Below are 16939 nucleotides of genomic sequence, written 5' to 3' on the forward strand. Positions count from 1 at the left end.
GCGCGAGGCGAGGCGAGGCGTAAGGAATGAGCGACAAGGCGCTGTCCGACTCGATTTACAGGCTGTTCGCGCGCGCGGGGCACGACGTGCGCGGGCCCGCCGGGGTGGTGGCCACGGCGCTCAACGAGCTGGAGAGCGTCCTCGGGGGCGAGGCCACCGCCCAGAACGCGGCGTACTTCACCATGGCGCGGCGGGGCGTGCGCCGCCTGCTGCGCCTCGCCGACCGCTACACCGCCGCGTCCGAGCTGTCGCGGCAGCTCGACGCCCCGGCGCAGCCGCTCGACCTCGAGGCGCTCGTCCAGAAGGCCGTCGCGGAGGCGTCGTTCGTCTACGGGCGGCGCGACGTCACGGTGACGCTCGACCTCGCCCCCCTGCGCGGCTTCGCGCACGCCGCGTCGATGACCGCGGCGCTCTCGGACGCGCTCATGCTCGCCCTGAACGTCGCCCGCGCGCGGGTCGTCGTGGCGCTCGCGGCCCACGGGGATCGCGCGCGGGTGGTGCTGACGAGCGACTCGAACGCGGCCTCGGTGGAGAAGCTCTTCGAGTCGGCGCTCGCGCCGGACGCGGATCCGCTCGCCGACGGCGGGCTGCCCGTCCGGGTGATCGACGGCGTGCTCAAGGCGCACGGCGGCGAGGCGCGGGCCGACCGCGTCGGCGCGGAGACGCAGATCACCCTGGAGTGGCCGCTGAACGCGGCCGACCGCAAGGCGGGGGCCTGATGAGCGCGGAGCTGCCGCAGGTGCTGGTGCTCGACGACGACGACGACACGGCGGCGCTGCTCGGCATGGCGCTCCGCCGCCGCGGCTTCCGCGTGCTCGTGGCGCGCTCGTGCGAGGAAGGGCGCTCGACGCTCGCCGCGAGCGCGGTCGACGCCCTGGTGACGGACGTGTCGCTCCCCGACGGCAGCGGCGTCGAGCTCGTCGCGTCGCTCGCGGACAGGCCACGGGCGGTGATCGTGGTGAGCGGATTCGGCGGGGACGACGATCGTGCGAGGAGCCGGACGGCCGGCGCTCACGAGCACATGGTCAAGCCCATCGACGTGGCCCGGCTCGTGGCCACGCTCAACCAGCTGCTCGGGCGGCCCAGCTGAGCGGGCCGCCGGCGATCCCGCGCCGCGCGCCGGCCACCCCGGCGCGCGGAGCAGGGCGGCCGCGGGCTCGCCTCACTTGTCGCCTCACTTGTCGACTGACGCGTAGAACGAGACGCCCCGCCGGTTCTCGTCGAGGCGGAGCGGGTGCTGCAGCGCCGGCAGCGCGCGCTGGGCGCAGTCGAGGCGCTCGCAGGTCCGGCACGTGACGCCGACGGGCACGGCCGCGCCGATGTTGTCCAGGTCGATCCCGTCGGCATAGACGAGCTCGCGGGCATAGCGGACGTCGCAGCCCATGCCGATCGACTGCACCGTGTGGGGGACGTGGTAGCCGCCGCGGTCGCTGCGCACGGTGCGCGCGATGCAGAAGTAGACGGCGCCGTCGGGCATCTGCGAGAGCTGGATCCGGATCATGCCGGGCGTCATCAGGGCGGCGTGGACGTTCCAGCGGGGGCACGCGCCGCTGAACCGCGCGAACCGTATGCCGGAGCCGCTGAAGCGCTTCGAGATGTTGCCCGCGATGTCGATGCGGACCATGTGCATCGGCACCCCCTCGGCGCCCGGCCGGCGGAGCGTCGTCAGCCGGTGGCACACCTGCTCGAAGCTCGTGCCGAACCGGTGCGCGAGGAGCTCGATGTCGTAGCGCTCGGCGCGCGCCGCCTCCAGGAACGGCTGGTACGGCATGAGGATCGCGGCGGCGAAGTAGTTGGCCAGCGCGACGCGGGCGAGCGCGCGGGACTCCGGGGTCGTGAGGTTCTCGTCGCGCAGGATGCGATCGATGGCCGTCGATTGCGTCAGGAGGCCGAGCTGGTGCGCGAGCTGGAACCTGCGGCTCCGGGGCGGCAGCACCTCGGAGATGCTCAGCACGCGCCTGTCGGGGTCGTACCGCCGCATCGCCTGGCGCTCGTCCGCGACCCGGACGATGCGCACCTCGATGCCGCGCGTCGCGTGGAGGTACCGGACGAGCCCGCGGTAGACGTCGTCCGCGTCGAGCTCCGCCTCGCGCCAGAGCGCCTCGGCGCCTTCCTCGAGCTCCGCGAAATGGTTCATCCGGCGCTGGATGAGATCGCTGACCTCCTCGGACGGTAGCCGCGAGTTGTCGACCCCGACGAACCCGTCCCCCGCCAGCCGCTCTCCCAGCGTATCCAGCGATTCGCGCGTCGTCGCGTAGGTCCGGTAGAGCGTGAGCACCGCGCGCGCGACGTTCGGGGACGCCGCGACGAGCTCGCGCAGATCCGCGTTCGTCAGCCCGTGGCTCTCGAAGATGGGATCGCCGAACACCTCGTGGAGATCGGCCGTGAGCCGGACGTCCTCTTCCGACGCGAAGTTCTGGAGGTCGAGCTGGAATATCTGGGCGAGCCGGATGAGCAGCGGCGCAGTCAGCGGACGCCGGTTGTTCTCTATCAAGTTCAGATAGCTCGCCGAGACACCGAGGCGCTCCGCCAGATCGACCTGCGTCATGTGCTCGCGACGCCGGAGCGCGCGGACCTTGGCTCCGAGAAGAGGTGTATCGGCCATGGGACCCTCCCGACGTGACCAGGACAACCTGGATGAAATGTAGGCGCAGCTCGCCTGGTGGAAATTTACAATAGTTTACACGTTAACACGCTGTAAAGCCCTTTCGTCTACATCGTTATCCGCCTGCATTTCAGAGCGAAGTTGACGCTGAAACCTCGTCGACAAACATAGGTTGCTTGTAACGACGCGCAGCGTTGCAGGAGATGTGGATGAGCCAGAATCATGAGACCGCAAGCGTCCGCTTGCTCGCTCCTCGGGTCGGGGGCGACGAGTCCGTCCTCACGCCAGAGGCCCTTCGTTTCGTCTCCGGTCTTGGGCGCAAGTTCGCTGACCGGGTGCCCGCCCTGCTCGCCCGGCGGCGCGCCGTGCAAGAGCGGCTGGACGCGGGCGAGCGGTTCGATTTTCTCCCCGAGACGCGGGATGTGCGCGAGGGCGACTGGACGGTGGCGCCGCTGCCCGAGGACCTCCTCGACCGGCGCGTGGAGATCACGGGTCCGGTCGATCCCAAGATGATCATCAACGCGCTGAACTCGGGCGCGAGCGTGTTCATGGCCGACTTCGAGGACGCCACGTCGCCCACGTGGAAGAACCTCATCGAGGGGCAAGCGGCGCTGAGGCTCGCGGCGCGGCGCGAGCTCCGGTACGACGATCCGGCGACCGGCAAGCGTTACGCCCTCGGAGACAGGCTGGCGACGCTGCTCGTGCGCCCGCGCGGCTGGCACCTCCCCGAGAGGCACGTCGAGCTCGACGGCAAGCCGCTGCCAGGCGGGCTCTTCGATTTCGGACTCTATTTCTTCCACAACGCGCGTGAGCTCGTCCGCCGCGGTACCGGGCCTTACTTCTATCTGCCGAAGATGGAGAGTCACCTGGAGGCGCGCCTCTGGAACGACGTCTTCGTGTTCGCGCAGGAGGCGCTCGGCCTCCCCATCGGCACGATCAAGGCCACGGTCCTCATCGAGACGCTGCCCGCGGCGTTCGAGATGGACGAGATCCTCCACGAGCTCCGGCAGCACTCGGCCGGCCTCAACTGCGGTCGCTGGGACTACATCTTCAGCTTCATCAAGAAGCTCCGGAACGACCCCGCCTGCGTGATGCCGGACCGCTCGCAGGTGACGATGGAGCAGCATTTCCTGCGCTCGTACACGCAGCTGCTCGTGAAGACGTGCCACCGCCGCGGCGTCCACGCGATGGGCGGCATGGCGGCGCAGATCCCGATCAAGAGCGACCCGGAGGCGAACCGCGCGGCGCTCGACAAGGTGCGCGCCGACAAGCTGCGCGAGGTGAAGGACGGACACGACGGCACCTGGGTCGCGCACCCGGGGCTCGTGCCGCTCGCGCGCGAGGTGTTCGACGCGCACATGCCGGCTGCGAACCAGATCGAGCGCAAGCGCGAGGACGTCCGCGTCTCGGCGGCCGACCTGCTGCGCGTCCCGGAGGGTGCGCGCACCGAGGCCGGCCTGCGCCACAACATCCGGGTCGGCGTCCAGTACCTCGAGGCGTGGATCAGCGGGCTCGGCTGCGTCCCGCTCTACAACCTGATGGAGGACGCGGCCACCGCGGAGATCTCCCGCACCCAGGTCTGGCAATGGATCCGCCACGGGGCGACGCTCGACGACGGCCAGCCGCTCACCGTGGAGCGCTTCCGCGCGGCGGTGGACGGCGAGATGTCCGCCCTCCGCGGCGCGCTCGGCCCGGCGCGCTTCGACGGCGGCCGCTTCGCCGAGGCGCGCGCGCTGTTCGAGCGGCTGTCGATCGGAGAGACCTTCGAGGAGTTCCTCACGCTGCCTGCTTACGAGCTCTTGATCTCCAGCGCCGGAGAGCGGCGCTCGTGACGCCCGGCGCGCTTCGTTTGACGTCGACACAGCGGCCGCTGCCGCCCCCAACCCCAACGCATTAGGAGCCCAGTCATGTCCGCTGCTTTCCCGCTGAACACGCCGATCTCCGCCGACTCCCTGCACGCGCCGCCGAGCGACACCGTCCCGGGCCGGTGGAGCGGCGTCGTCCGCCCGTACTCCGAGGCGGACGTCGCGCGCCTCCGCGGCACCGTCCGTATCGACTACACGCTCGCGACCCTCGGCGCCAAGCGGCTCTGGAACCTGATGCACGCCGAGCCCTACGTGGCGGCGCTCGGCGCCCTCACCGGCAACCAGGCGATGCAGCAGGTCCGGGCCGGGCTCAAGGCCATCTACCTGAGCGGGTGGCAGGTGGCGGCCGACAACAACGAGGCCGGGACCATGTACCCCGACCAGAGCCTGTACCCGGCGAACAGCGTCCCGACGCTCGTGCGCCGCATCAACCAGGCGCTCCTCCGCGCCGACCAGATCGAGAACGCCGAGGGCAAGGCGGGGCGCTACTGGCTCGCGCCCATCATGGCCGACGCGGAGGCGGGCTTCGGCGGGCCGCTCAACGCCTTCGAGCTGATGAAGGCCATGATCGAGGCGGGCGCCTCGGGCGTTCACTTCGAGGACCAGCTCGCCTCCGAGAAGAAGTGCGGGCACATGGGCGGCAAGGTCCTCGTCCCGACTAGCCAGTTCATCCGCACCCTGATCGCGGCCCGCCTCGCCAGCGACGTCATGGGCGTACCGACCGTCCTCGTGGCCCGCACGGACGCCGACAGCGCCAAGCTGATCACGTCCGACGTCGACCCGCGCGACAAGCCGTTCGTCACGGGCGAGCGCACCCCCGAGGGCTTCTTCGTGCTGAAGGGCGGCCTCGAGGCGGCCATCGCGCGCGGGCTCGCGTACGCGCCCTACGCGGACCTCGTCTGGTGCGAGACCTCGACGCCGGACCTCGATCAGGCGAAGCGCTTCGCGGAGGGGATCCACAAGCAGTTCCCGGGCAAGCTGCTCGCCTACAACTGCTCGCCTTCGTTCAACTGGAAGAAGCACCTCGACGACGCGACGATCGCCCGGTTCCAGCGCGAGCTCGGCGCGATGGGGTACAAGTTCCAGTTCGTGACCCTCGCCGGGTTCCACTCGCTGAATCACAGCATGTTCGAGCTCGCCCGCCAGTACCAGCGCCGGGGGATGGCGGCGTACTCCGAGCTCCAGCAGGCCGAGTTCGCCGGCGAGCAGTTCGGCTACAGCGCGACCCGCCACCAGCGCGAGGTCGGGACGGGCTACTTCGACGAGGTCGCTCAGGTGATCTCGGGCGGCGCTGCGTCCACGCTGGCCCTCCACGAGTCCACCGAGGCCGCCCAGTTCTGAGCGCCCGCGCGGGCGTGCGCCGTCCGTCGCGCACGCCCGCGCCTGCCCGCCGCGGCGCCTCGGCTACGCCGGGTTCGTCACCTGTCGCGACGTGGTGAGAGACGAGGCCACAGGAGAGGTCGTCGAGCTCCGCCGCACGTACGATCGCCCCACGAAGAGCGGTGACGCGCCCGACGGCCGCAAGCCGGAGGGAACGTTGCTCTGGATCTCGGCCGCCCATGCGCTCGCCGCCGAGGTCCGGCTCCACGACCGGCTCTTCGCGGCCGACCGGCCCGACGCGGTCGAAGGGGGGACGGATTTCTGGAGAACTTGAATCCTGGTTGGCTGGTTGCCCTGAGCGGGTGTCAGGTGGAACCGAGCCTGTCCATGACCTCCCCCGGCGCTTCGAGGAGACGGCCGCCGTGCACGACGACCCCCGGGGCGCCGCCAACTGGGTCATCCACGCGCTCGCCCGCGGGCTGAAGGACAGGAGGACAGGCGACCTCCCCGTCTCGGGCGCGCAGCTCGGTGAGCTCCCGGCGCGGATCGATGACGGGACGGTTTCCGGGAAGATTGGAAAAGATGTCCTCGCTGAGATAATGCAGCAGGGCGGTAGTCCGAAGGCGATTCGTCGCGCAGAGAGGGCTCCGGCAGGTCGCCGGCGAAGGCGCCCTGGAGCGCGTCGTCGACCCGATCATCGCCGGCCATCCAGGCGAGGTTTCCCGCTTCCGCGCGGGGAATTCGGGGCTGATCGGGCGCTTCGTCGGTCAGGTCATGAAGGCTCCGGCGGCAAGGCGAACCCCGACCTGGTCACTCCGCTGCTGGCCAGGAAGCTGGCGTAAATCTCCCACCCACGCGCTGTTTCGCTTCCCCCCCGACGCGGGGTGCGCCCGAGTGCTGCGCTCTGCGTTATCCCACTCCCGGCACCTGACTACGTAACGCCTGTCGTGGTGGTGTGGAGAAAGATGTCCAGCAAAATGTCCATAAATTAATTGAGCTTGATAGCTGGAGTGGTGTAGATCTGATTGGTACTATGGAATCTGCACGCCAGTTCGCTCTCCTCGCTTGCGTGGCTGTGTCGTTCTCGCAGGCCGCTTGCGTCGCGTCTGCCGAGCTCGAAGGGGACGATGAGGCGGTGGAGGAGGTCCAGCAGGCGGCCATAACGGTCAACGCGCTGACCGTCAATGCGCTGACCGTCAACGCGCTGACCGTCAATGCGCTGACCGTCAACGCGCTGACCGTCAACGCGCTGACCGTCAATTCGTTGATGGGGAATTCGCGGTTGAAAGACGCGCTCCGCACCCCCGAGTCGAGGGAGCTCCTCAGCTTCATCGTGGGCTGCGCGCTCCCCGAGGAGGCCCGCCTCGACGTCAAGATCGATGGGGTGCCCTACAGCTTCGCCGGGGATCTCGGCCTCGCGCCCGAGTGGGGCTCGAAGCGCGGCTCGTGTGATGAAGACTGCCAGGAGTGGGTCTCCGCGTGCCTGCTCGCGCGCGTCAACTACCGGGGCGAACACGTCATGATCTCGCTCCGCGGACAGCACGAAGCGCTCTCGTCCACGAAGCGGGAGCGGGCGAGGTACGACGAGGCGGAGGCGACCTACTTCGGCAACGTCTTCCAGAAGCCGCAGCGCCTCTTCGCCTGCCTCGCGCCGGGCAAGAAGCAGATCCCGCGCGTCTGCGGGCCCTCGATCAAGAACTGCCCGATCGATGTCGTGGGCAAATGTGAGGACTTGTGCGATGGTCCGCGGTCGGACGGCAGCTTCTTGAACTGCCACGATCGTGAGCCGCTCGACCTTCCGTGCGGCCCCCCCGTCTTTCCGCGCGGCACCGACCGCTACAAGGCTTCGGTGTCCGTCTTCCTCGAGTAGCATCGGGCGGCGTGGATTCCGGCGCCGTCCTCGCGAACCGCTTCGTCGTTGGGCAGCAGGTTGCGGCCGGGGGGATGGGGACGGTCTATAGCGCGCACGACCGCCTCGACGACCGCCCGGTCGCCCTCAAGGTCCTGCACAGCCGCGAGGCCTTCGACGTCGAGCGGTTCGAGCGCGAGGCGCAGATCCTCGCCGAGCTGAGCCACCCGGGAATCGTGCGGTACGTGGCGCACGGGCGGACCGGCGCCGGGGACCACTACCTCGCCATGGAGTGGCTGGAGGGCGAGGACCTGGCGGCGTGCCTCGCGCGCCGGCAGCTCGCGCTCGCCGAGAGCCTGGCGGTGCTGCGCAGGACCGCGGACGCGCTCGCCTTCGCGCACTCGCGCGGGATCGTCCACCGCGACGTCAAGCCGAGCAACATCTTCCTCGTCGCCGGCGATGTCGGCCAGCTCAGGCTCGTCGACTTCGGGATCGCGCGCCCGGACGGGGAGTCTCGGCGGCTCACCTACACGGGCGGGATCCTCGGGACCCCGGGGTACATCGCGCCCGAGCAGATCGAGGGCGGGGGCGCGCTCGACGCGCGGGCGGACGTGTTCTCGCTCGCGTGCGTCTTCTACGAGTGCGTCGCGGGCCGCCCGGCCTTCGAGGGGGCGCACGTCATGGCGGCGCTCGCCAAGCTCCTGTTCCAGACGACCCCCCGGCTGCGCGAGGTCCGCGCGGACGTGCCGGAGCCGCTGGAGCAGCTCATGGACCGGATGATGGCGAAGAACCCCGAGGACCGGCCGCGCGACTGCGGCGACGTCGGGGTACAGCTCGCGCAGATCGCGGAGGTGCTCGACACCTGGGCGACGCCGCGACCCGCCACGCTGGCCTCCCCGCGCGACGCGACCATGCGCTCGGCGCGGCCCGACGGCTTCCTCACGCGCAGCGAGCAGCGGCTCGTGTCCCTCGTGCTCGCCGGCGAGCCGGACGACGTGCAGATGAGCGTCGCGGCGGCCGGCGGCGTGCCCAGCGCCTCGGACGTCTCGAGCGTGCTGCAGGAGCTCTCGAGCGAGGGCCCGGGCTCCGCGGTGCCGCGCTCGGAGGTGCGGGCCGCGGTGGAGCCCTACGGCGCCCACATCACGGAGATCTCGCGAGGTTCGCTCATCGCGATCCTCGCCGGCGCCGGGAGCGCCGTGGACCGGGCCGAGCGGGCGGCGCGGTGCGCGCTCGCGCTGCGCGCGCGGTTCCCCGGCATCCCGCTCGCCGTCGCCACGGGGCGCGGGGTGTCGTCGGCGAAGCTCATCGAGGGCGACGTCATCGACCGGGGGGTGCGCGCCCTGCGGGCCGCGCACGCCGGGGCGGTCCGGCTCGACGACGTGACGGCCAGCGTGGTCGGCGGCCGGCTCAAGGTGGAGACCGACGAGAACGGGCCGTTCCTCGCGACCGAGACGGCGGCCGACGAGAGCGTCCCCGTGCTCCTCGGCAAGCCGAGCGTCTGGGTCGGCCGCATCCGCGAGCTGTCCATGCTGGAGGGCGTGTTCTCCGGGTGCGTGAGCGAGTCGCTGGCGAGCGCGGTGCTCGTGATCGGCGCGGCGGGGTCCGGGAAGTCGCGGCTCCGCCTGGAGTTCCTCACCCGGGTGCGGCGCCAGTTCGGGTCGGTGGAGATCCTCTCCGGGCGGGCCGAGTCGATGGCCGCGGGGTCCCCGTTCGGCCTCATCGCCGACGCGATCCACAAGGCGGCGGGGATGCGCGAGGGCGAGCCGGTGGAGGCCCGGCGGCGCAAGCTGACGCGCCGGCTAGGGCGCCACCTGAGCGGCGAGTCGCTGAGCCGGATCGCGGCCTTCCTGGGCGAGCTCTCGCGGACGCCGTTCCCCGACGGCGAGACGAGCGGGCTGCGCGCGGCGCGCGACAACGCGATGCTCATGGCCGACGCGACGCGCGCGGCGTGGGAGGACTGGCTCGCCGCCGAGTGCGCGGCGCAGCCGGTGCTGCTCGTGCTCGAGGACCTGCACTTCGGCGATCCGGCGACCGTGCGCCTCATCGATCAGACGCTCCGGAACCTCCGGGACCTGCCGCTCATGCTGCTCGCGCTGGCCCGGCCCGAGGTGAGCAAGCAGTTCCCCGGGCTGTGGACCGACCGGGAGGTGCAGACGATCAAGCTCGGGCCGCTGCCCGCCAAGGCGAGCGAGCGCATGGTGCGGAGCGCGCTCGGCGAGGACACGCCCGCCGAGACGGTGGCCCGGGTCGTGGAGCGGGCCGACGGCAACCCGTTCTACCTGGAGGAGCTCATCCGCGCGGTCGCGACGGGCAAGGGGGACGTGCTGCCCGACTCGGTGCTCGGCACGGTCGAGGCGCGGCTCGACGCCGAGGGGCACGAGGCGAAGCGCGTGCTGCGGGCCGCGAGCATCTTCGGCGACCGCTTCTCGAAGCTCGCGGTCGCGGCGCTGCTCGGCGGCGCGACGCGCGTGAAGGAGACCGAGACGTGGCTCGACGCGCTCGCGGCGCGGGAGCTCATCGCCCCGGTCTCGACGCCGGGGTGGCTCATCCCGACGGACTACGTGTTCCGCCACGCGATCGTGCGCGAGGCGGCGTACGCGATGCTCACGGAGCCGGACCGCGCCCTCGGCCACAAGCTGGCCGGCGAGTGGCTCGAGCGCAGCGGGCACACCGACGCGATGGCGCTCGCGGAGCACTTCCGCCGCGGCGGCGAGCCGGCGCGCGCGGTGCGGTGGTTCCGGAGGGCCGCGGAGCAGGCGCTCGAGGCGAACGATCTGGCGAGCGCGCTCGCGCGCGCCGAGATGGGCGTCCAGTGCGGGGCGGCCGACGAGGAGCTCGGGCGGCTGCGGCTCGTGGAGGCCGAGATCGCCCTGTGGCAACAGGAGACGGCGCTCGCCGTGCAGCGCGGCACCGAGGCGGCGAGCCTCGTGCGGACCGGGAGCTCGCCGTGGTTCCGCGCCATCGGGCAGGTGATCATCGCGGAGGGGAAGCTCGGCCACTTCGATCGCGTCGAGGCCTGGGCCACGCGGGCGGCCGAGGCGGCCGGCGCGATCAGCGCGCGGATCATATGCCTGTGCGAGGCCGCGATGTACCTGATCTTCGGCGGTCGCTACACGGCGGCCGACGCGCTGATCCAGATGCTCGAGGCGGCCGCGAGCGAGCCCGCCGGCCTCGAGCCGCAGGCGGCGGGGCAATACCAGCAAGCGCGCGCGATCCGGGCGCACACGAGGGGCGACATCGGGGCCGCGCTGAGCGGGTTCACGGCGGCGAGCGCGGCGTTCGAGCAGGCCGGCGACCGCCGGAACGCCTGCGCGGCGCGCTCGAACCTGGGCTTCTTGTACGGCGAGCTCGGCGACTTCGAGGTGGCCGAGTCCGAGCTCCGGACGGCGGTGGCCGGGGCGCAGCGCATGGGCCTCGACGACCTGGAGACGGCCGCGCTCCAGAACCTCGGCTACGTCATCGCCCACCTGGGGCAGCTCGAGGAGGCGAAGCTCCTCGAGCAGCGCGCCGCCGCGGCGTTCCAGCAGCAGGGCGACCGGCGCATGGAGGGCGTGACGCTGACGTACATGGCGAAGATCATGCTCCTGTCGGGCGATCCCGTGGCCGCCGAGCGCGAGGCGCGCGCCGCGGTCGAGGCGCTGGTGGTGGCGCCTCCGCTCCGCGCCGCCGCCGTGGCGGTGCTCTCGCGCGCGCTGCTCGCGCAGGGCCGCCCGGAAGAGGCGCTGCCGGCCGCGCGCGAGGCGTTCGTGCAGCTCGAGGAGGCGGGCTCGCTCGAGGAGGGCGAGTCGCTCGTGCGGCTCGCCTACGCCGAGGCGCTCGCGGCGGCGGGCGCCGCGAGCGAGGCGGCGGAGGCGCTCGCCGTCGCGCGCCAGCACCTGCTCGACCGCGCGGCGAAGATCAGCGACGCGTCCTTCCGGGCGCGGTTCTTGACGTGCGTGCCCGACAACGCGAAGACCCTCGCGCTCGCCGCCGCCGAGTGACATTTCACGGAGCGTCGGCGCGGCTCGCCTACGCCGGCTGCGTCGGCTGATCCAGGGCGGCCTCCGCCGCTTCGCGCTCGGCGATGGCGGCGGCGTGGCGGCGCAGCCGGTCGCCCATCACGTTCGGGATGCGTTCCGCGGCCGCGAGCGCGGCCGAGAGCGCGCCGCGCGCGGCGGCGAGCCGGCCGCGGCGCAGCGCGGTCACCGCGCGGATCTCGAGGACCTCGATGTGCTCCTGGCCCACGGAGCTCTGGGCCGAGCGGTCCACGAGCGCGTCCCACGCGGCGTCGTCCGCGGCGCCCCGGTCCTGCGTGGCCAGATCGATCATGGCGCAGAGCACCTCCTCCGAGGGGACCATCAGCGCGTCGGCCTGGCCCTCGTCGCGGGCGCGCTCCTGCATCTCGCGCATCTGCTCGAACAGCGCGCGCGCCTCGGCCTGCTCGCCGCAAAAGAAGAGGAACCGGGTCTTGAGGAGCAAGGCGACGGGCCGGCACACCCCGCAGAAGCGGTGCCGCTCGATCTCGAGCGCGCGATCGATGTGCGGCCTCGCCGCCGCGAGGTCGTCCATGAGGTAGAGGTACTCGCCGAGGTTGTACTCGCCGACCCGCTCCAGCGCGCCCTGGCCGAGGTCGCGCGCGAGCGCGAGCACCCGCTCGAGGTCGGCGATCATCCGGGCCTTGTCGCCGCGGCACGCCCAGAGGAGCGCGCGGTTGTTCGTCACGACGCAGAGGTGCAGCGTGTCGTGGTGCGCCTCGCAGAGCGCGATCGCCCGGCCGAGCGCGTCCTCGGCGTCGTCGAGCCGGCCGAGCCCCTGGAGGACGAAGCCGAGCATGAGCAGCGAGATGACGAGCGTCTCGTACCCCTCGTCGCCGAGCGAGGCGGCCGACGCCGCGGCGCGCTCGAGCGCGGTGGCCGCCTCTTCCTCCCGGCTGAAGCGGTGGAGCGTGCGCCCGGCGCCGAGCGCGAGGCGCGCGGTGAGCGCCGGCGACAGCGTGACCTCGTCGGCGAGCACGCCCGCCTCCTCGACGCGCTCCTCGGAGCTCTTGAACTCGTCCATCCAGTCGAGCGCCGTGGCCTCGTCGAGCAGGATGTCGATCTGCGCCCGGATGTCGCCGCGCGCCCGCGCGATGGCCCGCGCGCTGGCGAAATCGGCGAGCGCGTCGTGGTAGCGGCCCAGGCGGTAGCGCATGAGGCCGCGGCCCCGGTGCGCGGCCGCGCGGTCGGGGCGCGCCCCGCCCGGCGCGCGGCGGCTGGGCGGGCCTCCGCCCGGGGCCGTCGGCTCGATCGGCTGCTCCAGGGCGCGGCTGTAGAGCGTCTCCGCGTCGAGGTAGGCGTGCCGGGCGCGCGCGCGCTCCGCCAGGGTGAGGTAGGCGATCTCCGCGATCTCGCCGAGGCCCGCCTGGGCGGCGTGGTACGCGAACGGGATGAGGCGCTCGTTCTTGAGGTGCGGCGCGTCGCGCTCGCCGGCCTCGTCGCCCGCGGCGTCGCGGTGCAGCTTGAAGGCCGCGAGGTGGACGCGCCGGCGGAGCGGCTCGGGCGCGCCGCGGGCCACCGCCTCGCGGACCAGCGCGTGGCGGAAGCCGATGCGCCCCCGCCGGTCCTGGACGAGGAGGCCCGCGGCGATCAGGCGCTTCACGGCGACCGCGGCGTCGAGCGGCAGGTCGTCGGCCTCGCCGTGCTCGTCGAGCCGGTGGAGCACGCCGGCCACCTCGGCGACCGCGACGTCGGGGCCGAGCAGCGCGATGAGCCGCGCGTGCGCCTGGAGCGCGGGCGGGAGCGCGTCGATCTCGCCGAGGGCCAGCCAGTCGAGGAGCGGCATGTCGGGGAGCCGATCGAGCTCGTCGGTGGCGAGGTACCACGCGTCGCCCCGCGGGTGCCGGCGCACGACGCCCCCCCGCTTGAGGCCGCGCACGAGCTCGATGAGCAGGAGCGGGACGCCCTGCGCGCGCTCGACGAGGTGCGCGACCGCGGGCTCGGGCACGTCCTCCGCGGGCAGGAGCAGCCGCCGGCACAGGGCGATCGCGCTCTCGCGATCGAGCGCCTCGAGCCTATAGGTCTCGCGGCGCGCGGCGCGCTCGCCGAAGGAGGGGCGCGCGCTCTCGAAGCTCGGCCGCCCGAACGCGCAGATGAAGAGCGGCGCCTGCGCCTCGGCGAGCGCCGCGTACTCTAGCGCGGCGAGCGCCGCGTCGTCGGCGACGTGCGCGTCGTCGAGCACCACGAAGAGCGGCGTCCGGCGCGATCGCCGGCGGAGGGCCTCGCCGGCGGCCACGGAGAGCGCGGCGCGGAGCGCGCCGGGCGCCGCGGAGAGCGCGCGGAGCTCCGGGTAGCGCTCCTCGGCGAGCGGGTCGTCGCTGATCCAGCCGAGCGCGAGCGCCACGGCGGCCCCGAGCCGCGCCTGCTGCGCGCCCGCGAGGCGGCGCCGGAGGAGCGCGCTGCCGCCGTCCGCGGGAGGGGACGACGGCAGCGCGAGCGCCCGCTGCAGGATCTCCCGGACGACGCGATCGGCCCCGCCCGCGACCGGCTCGCCGGTCCGGAGCTCGATCACCTCGGCGCGCCCCTCGATCGCGCGCAGCCGCTGCGCGAGCGCGCCGGCGAGGCGGCTCTTGCCGTGGCCGGCCACGCCGATGACGCTGGCGATGGTGGGCGTCGCGGTCGCCACGGCGTCGCGCGCGCCCGCGACCAGCGCGTCGAGCACGTCGCTCCGGCCGAACAGCGGCTGGGAGCTCGAGTCGAACGCGGTGTCGGCGTCGGGCAGGGCGGCGGCCAGCCCGGGCCGGCCGGAGGCCGGTCCTGGCGGGGGGAGGCCGTCGCCCGGGACCTGGGAGGCGTCGTCGCCGAGCGCCGCCGCGGCCGCCGGCGACAGGGTGAGGCCGAGAGGGCCGCCCGCCGCGAGGCGATCCTCGCGGTGGAAGAGCGGGCTCAGGAACCGCCGCGTGCCGTCGGGCCGCGGCTGGACGGACACGGTCGCGAGGTCGAGCAGCCCGCGGGAGAGGACGCGCTGCTGCTCGAGCTCGCGGCCGGCGTGCGCCGCACGGCGCAGCGGGCTCGCGCCGTCCGCGTGATCGAAGACGGCAACGAAGCGGCCGCCCGCGGCGTGGGCGAGCTCGCCGCCCAGCGCGCTGAGCCTCCGCTGGAGGGCCACGACGTCGAGCTGGGCCTCGAAGAAGAGGAGCGCGACGGCGCGCCGCTCGACGTTGCGGCCGCTCGGCGGCGGCGGATCGGTGGTGGGGCCGCTGACGCGCGCGGGGCGGCGCTCCTGGCCGCGCTCGAAGCTCTCCAGGGCGGCGCCGAGCGCCGCGGCGCTCGCGAAGCGCTGGCCCCTGTCCTTCGCGAGGCACCGGAGCACGATCTCCTCGAGCGAGCGCGAGATCGGCGCGATCAGGGAGGGCCGCGGGGGGCGGCGGCTGAGGTGGTCCTGCCGCACCAGGGCGGGCGGTCCCCAGAAGGGCGGCTTGCCGGTGAGCAGCTCGAACAGCACGGCGCCGAGGGCGTACACGTCCGCGCGCGCGTCGACGTCGCCGCGGCCGTCGCACTGCTCGGGGGCCATGTACTCGGCGGTGCCGGGCGCGTCGCTCTCGGCGGTGAGGCGGGGCGACGGCTCGCGGTGCCCCGCGGCGAGGCCGAGATCGATGATGGTGGCGCGGTGCCCGGCGTCGCCGGCGCGCGCGGCGAGCGGCGCGCCGGCGACGAAGATGTTCTCCGGTTTCACGTCGCGGTGCACGTAGCCGCGCGCGTGGATCGCCTCGAGGGCCCGGAGCGCGGCGCGCGCGAGGGCGCACGCCTCGCGCGCCGGCATCGGCCCGGCGACCCCGCGCGCCACGAGGCGGTCGGCGAGCGTGGGGCCGTCGAGGTACTCCATGACGAAGTACGGCGCGCCCGAGGCGAGCTGGCCGCACCCGTAGACGGCGGGCACGTGGGGCGGCCCGACGTCGTAGAGGGCCCGCATCTCCTTGACGAGGCGCGCGCTCGCGTCCGGCTGGTCGACGCGCGCGACCTTGATCGCCACGGTCGGGCCGCCCTCCTCGGGCTCGGCCGCGAACACGGCCCCGAACCCGCCTGCGCCGGCGAGCCGGACGCCCCGGTAGCCTTCGATGCTGGGCAGCGCGGTCGCGCCGAGCCAGCTGCCGCTGGGCTCGTCCGCGCCGCCGGCCGCGCCGGGCTCGGGGCTCGCCTGCCGCACCACGGGGCCGTGCTCCGGACACCCCGGATCCGCGTGCGCCACGCGCCTGCCGCACTCCCTGCACCGCGCGGTGGGCGCCCCGGAGCGAGCCGCGCTTCCGCCTCGACGAGCATCGGGCAACATGGGGGCCTCATGGCAGGAACGTCGTAATCACCGCGGACCACGACTCGCCTCGATCGTCGGTGCAGCTCGGGCGATAGCCGTCGGCCGCGCCGGGCGCGTCACACGCGAGATCGCATGAGCCCACGATGTGAATGTTCGGGCACTCTCGGACGCCCCCTCCGGGCTCGGGGAGCCCCGCGGCGCAGTCCCTGCTGAGGGCCCGAGCGCTCTCCACGTTGGATTCGTTGTAGCAGGCATAGAGGCGGGGCGGGGTCGCGAACAGATTGCCCCAGAACGCGCCTTCCTCCATCGGATACGACTCGACCTCACTCGCGTCCGGGTGCCTGAGGGCGAGGTGCGCCGCGCGCGACGAGATCATCACGGAGACGCCGGCCCGGTTGGCGCGCGACGCCACGCAGGCCGAGACCCATTGCTCCCGGGACTCGCTCAGCGGCGCGATGGCCCAGCTCGCCGCGAGCCCGAGGTAACCCCGGTAGACCTCCTCGCGCAGCTCGCCGCGCTCGTCGCGCCACGAGAACCTGAACGACTGCGACGGGGTCAGCGCGCAGCTGACGATGTATTGAAGGAGCTGCCTGGACATCGCGCCGAGCTCCCCTGGGCGGGTGATGGCGGCGCGGACCGCCGCCGAGAGGGCGTTCGAGGCGAGTCTGTTCGGGGCGAGCGCAATCGGGTCGAGGGCGTTCGGGTTGAGGGCGTTCGGGTTCAGCGCGTTCGGGTTCAGCGCGTTGTGATTCACGAGCGCACTTGAGACCTCGTCGACCGACCCCCACTCCGCGGGAAATCCGTCGCTGCCACCGCAGCACGGCACTGAAGCCAACAGGAATGTGTGTGCGCACAGCGCTCGGATTCGCCTCTTCATCTGTCCCCCCTCCGCGTCCGTTCTGCTAGCAGATGGAATAGGCTACCGTAAGGATAACGATGGATTTACTGTACCACTTGGCGAAGCGGCGTGTAGCGCCAACCCGGCCGTCTGGCGCGGAGAAAATCCTCGCTCGGGTGAGTCCTTAGTCGCATCGG

11 protein-coding genes and 1 pseudogene are annotated in these 16939 nt (G+C 72.9%); 9 read left to right on the forward strand and 3 right to left on the reverse strand.

From position 1 onward, the window contains the following. Positions 1–26: 26 nt before the first annotated feature. Positions 27–719, forward strand: a complete 693-nt coding sequence (locus WMF34_RS44615) for a histidine kinase (RefSeq protein WP_437991628.1) — start codon at positions 27–29, stop codon at positions 717–719. Continuing rightward, a complete protein-coding gene (locus tag WMF34_RS44620; RefSeq protein WP_012241333.1) occupies positions 719–1090 on the forward strand; it encodes a response regulator in 372 nt (123 codons plus the stop codon). Before WMF34_RS44615 ends, WMF34_RS44620 begins: the two co-directional genes overlap by 1 nt. Before the next feature lie 84 nt (positions 1091–1174). On the opposite strand, the gene WMF34_RS44625 is transcribed toward WMF34_RS44620, so the two are convergent. Next, entirely contained in the window at positions 1175–2605 is a 1431-nt protein-coding gene (locus WMF34_RS44625) for a helix-turn-helix domain-containing protein (protein WP_012241334.1), read from the reverse strand. Between the two features lie 209 nt (positions 2606–2814). Between WMF34_RS44625 and aceB the strand changes: the two genes are divergently transcribed. From aceB to WMF34_RS44660, 7 genes and pseudogenes are all read left to right on the forward strand, one after another. Then, the gene (aceB, locus tag WMF34_RS44630) at positions 2815–4437 is read left to right on the forward strand and encodes a malate synthase A (protein WP_437991629.1); all 1623 of its coding nucleotides are present in this window, start codon (positions 2815–2817) and stop codon (positions 4435–4437) included. 75 nt (positions 4438–4512) lie between these two features. Beyond that, entirely contained in the window at positions 4513–5811 is a 1299-nt protein-coding gene (aceA, locus tag WMF34_RS44635; protein WP_012241336.1) for an isocitrate lyase, read from the forward strand. A gap of 91 nt (positions 5812–5902) precedes the next feature. Further along, on the forward strand, positions 5903–6124 hold the full coding sequence (locus WMF34_RS44640) for a hypothetical protein (RefSeq protein ID WP_437994723.1): 222 nt from the start codon (positions 5903–5905) through the stop codon (positions 6122–6124). Continuing rightward, positions 6030–6356, forward strand: a pseudogene (locus tag WMF34_RS44645) (hypothetical protein); the annotation flags it as partial. The gene WMF34_RS44640 and the pseudogene WMF34_RS44645, both read left to right, overlap by 95 nt. Positions 6357–6462: 106 nt before the next feature. Continuing rightward, positions 6463–6729, forward strand: a complete 267-nt coding sequence (locus WMF34_RS44650) for a hypothetical protein (protein ID WP_269454259.1) — start codon at positions 6463–6465, stop codon at positions 6727–6729. A 16-nt stretch (positions 6730–6745) separates the two neighbouring features. Next, a complete protein-coding gene (locus WMF34_RS44655; RefSeq protein WP_231864573.1) occupies positions 6746–7660 on the forward strand; it encodes a hypothetical protein in 915 nt (304 codons plus the stop codon). 11 nt (positions 7661–7671) lie between these two features. Next, complete coding sequence (locus tag WMF34_RS44660; protein WP_437991630.1) at positions 7672–11619, forward strand: serine/threonine-protein kinase; 3948 nt, start codon at positions 7672–7674, stop codon at positions 11617–11619. Between the two features lie 28 nt (positions 11620–11647). On the opposite strand, the gene WMF34_RS44665 is transcribed toward WMF34_RS44660, so the two are convergent. Beyond that, a complete protein-coding gene (locus WMF34_RS44665) occupies positions 11648–15841 on the reverse strand; it encodes a serine/threonine-protein kinase (RefSeq protein WP_437991631.1) in 4194 nt (1397 codons plus the stop codon). Positions 15842–15929: 88 nt separating this feature from the next. After that, entirely contained in the window at positions 15930–16658 is a 729-nt protein-coding gene (locus WMF34_RS44670; protein ID WP_044967279.1) for a hypothetical protein, read from the reverse strand. Positions 16659–16939 lie beyond the last annotated feature (281 nt).

The organism is Sorangium sp. So ce145 (assembly GCF_051525985.1).
Classification (GTDB): Bacteria; Myxococcota_A; Polyangia; order Polyangiales; family Polyangiaceae; genus Sorangium; species Sorangium cellulosum_B.

Bases quoted from the DNA above. Each gene is read 5' to 3' on its own strand.
- WMF34_RS44615 (WP_437991628.1), top strand. From the start codon at position 27: ATGAGCGACAAGGCGCTGTCCGACTCGATTTACAGGCTGTTCGCGCGC.
- WMF34_RS44620 (WP_012241333.1), top strand. From the start codon at position 719: ATGAGCGCGGAGCTGCCGCAGGTGCTGGTGCTCGACGACGACGACGAC.
- WMF34_RS44625 (WP_012241334.1), bottom strand. From the start codon at position 2,605: ATGGCCGATACACCTCTTCTCGGAGCCAAGGTCCGCGCGCTCCGGCGT.
- aceB (WP_437991629.1), top strand. From the start codon at position 2,815: ATGAGCCAGAATCATGAGACCGCAAGCGTCCGCTTGCTCGCTCCTCGG.
- aceA (WP_012241336.1), top strand. From the start codon at position 4,513: ATGTCCGCTGCTTTCCCGCTGAACACGCCGATCTCCGCCGACTCCCTG.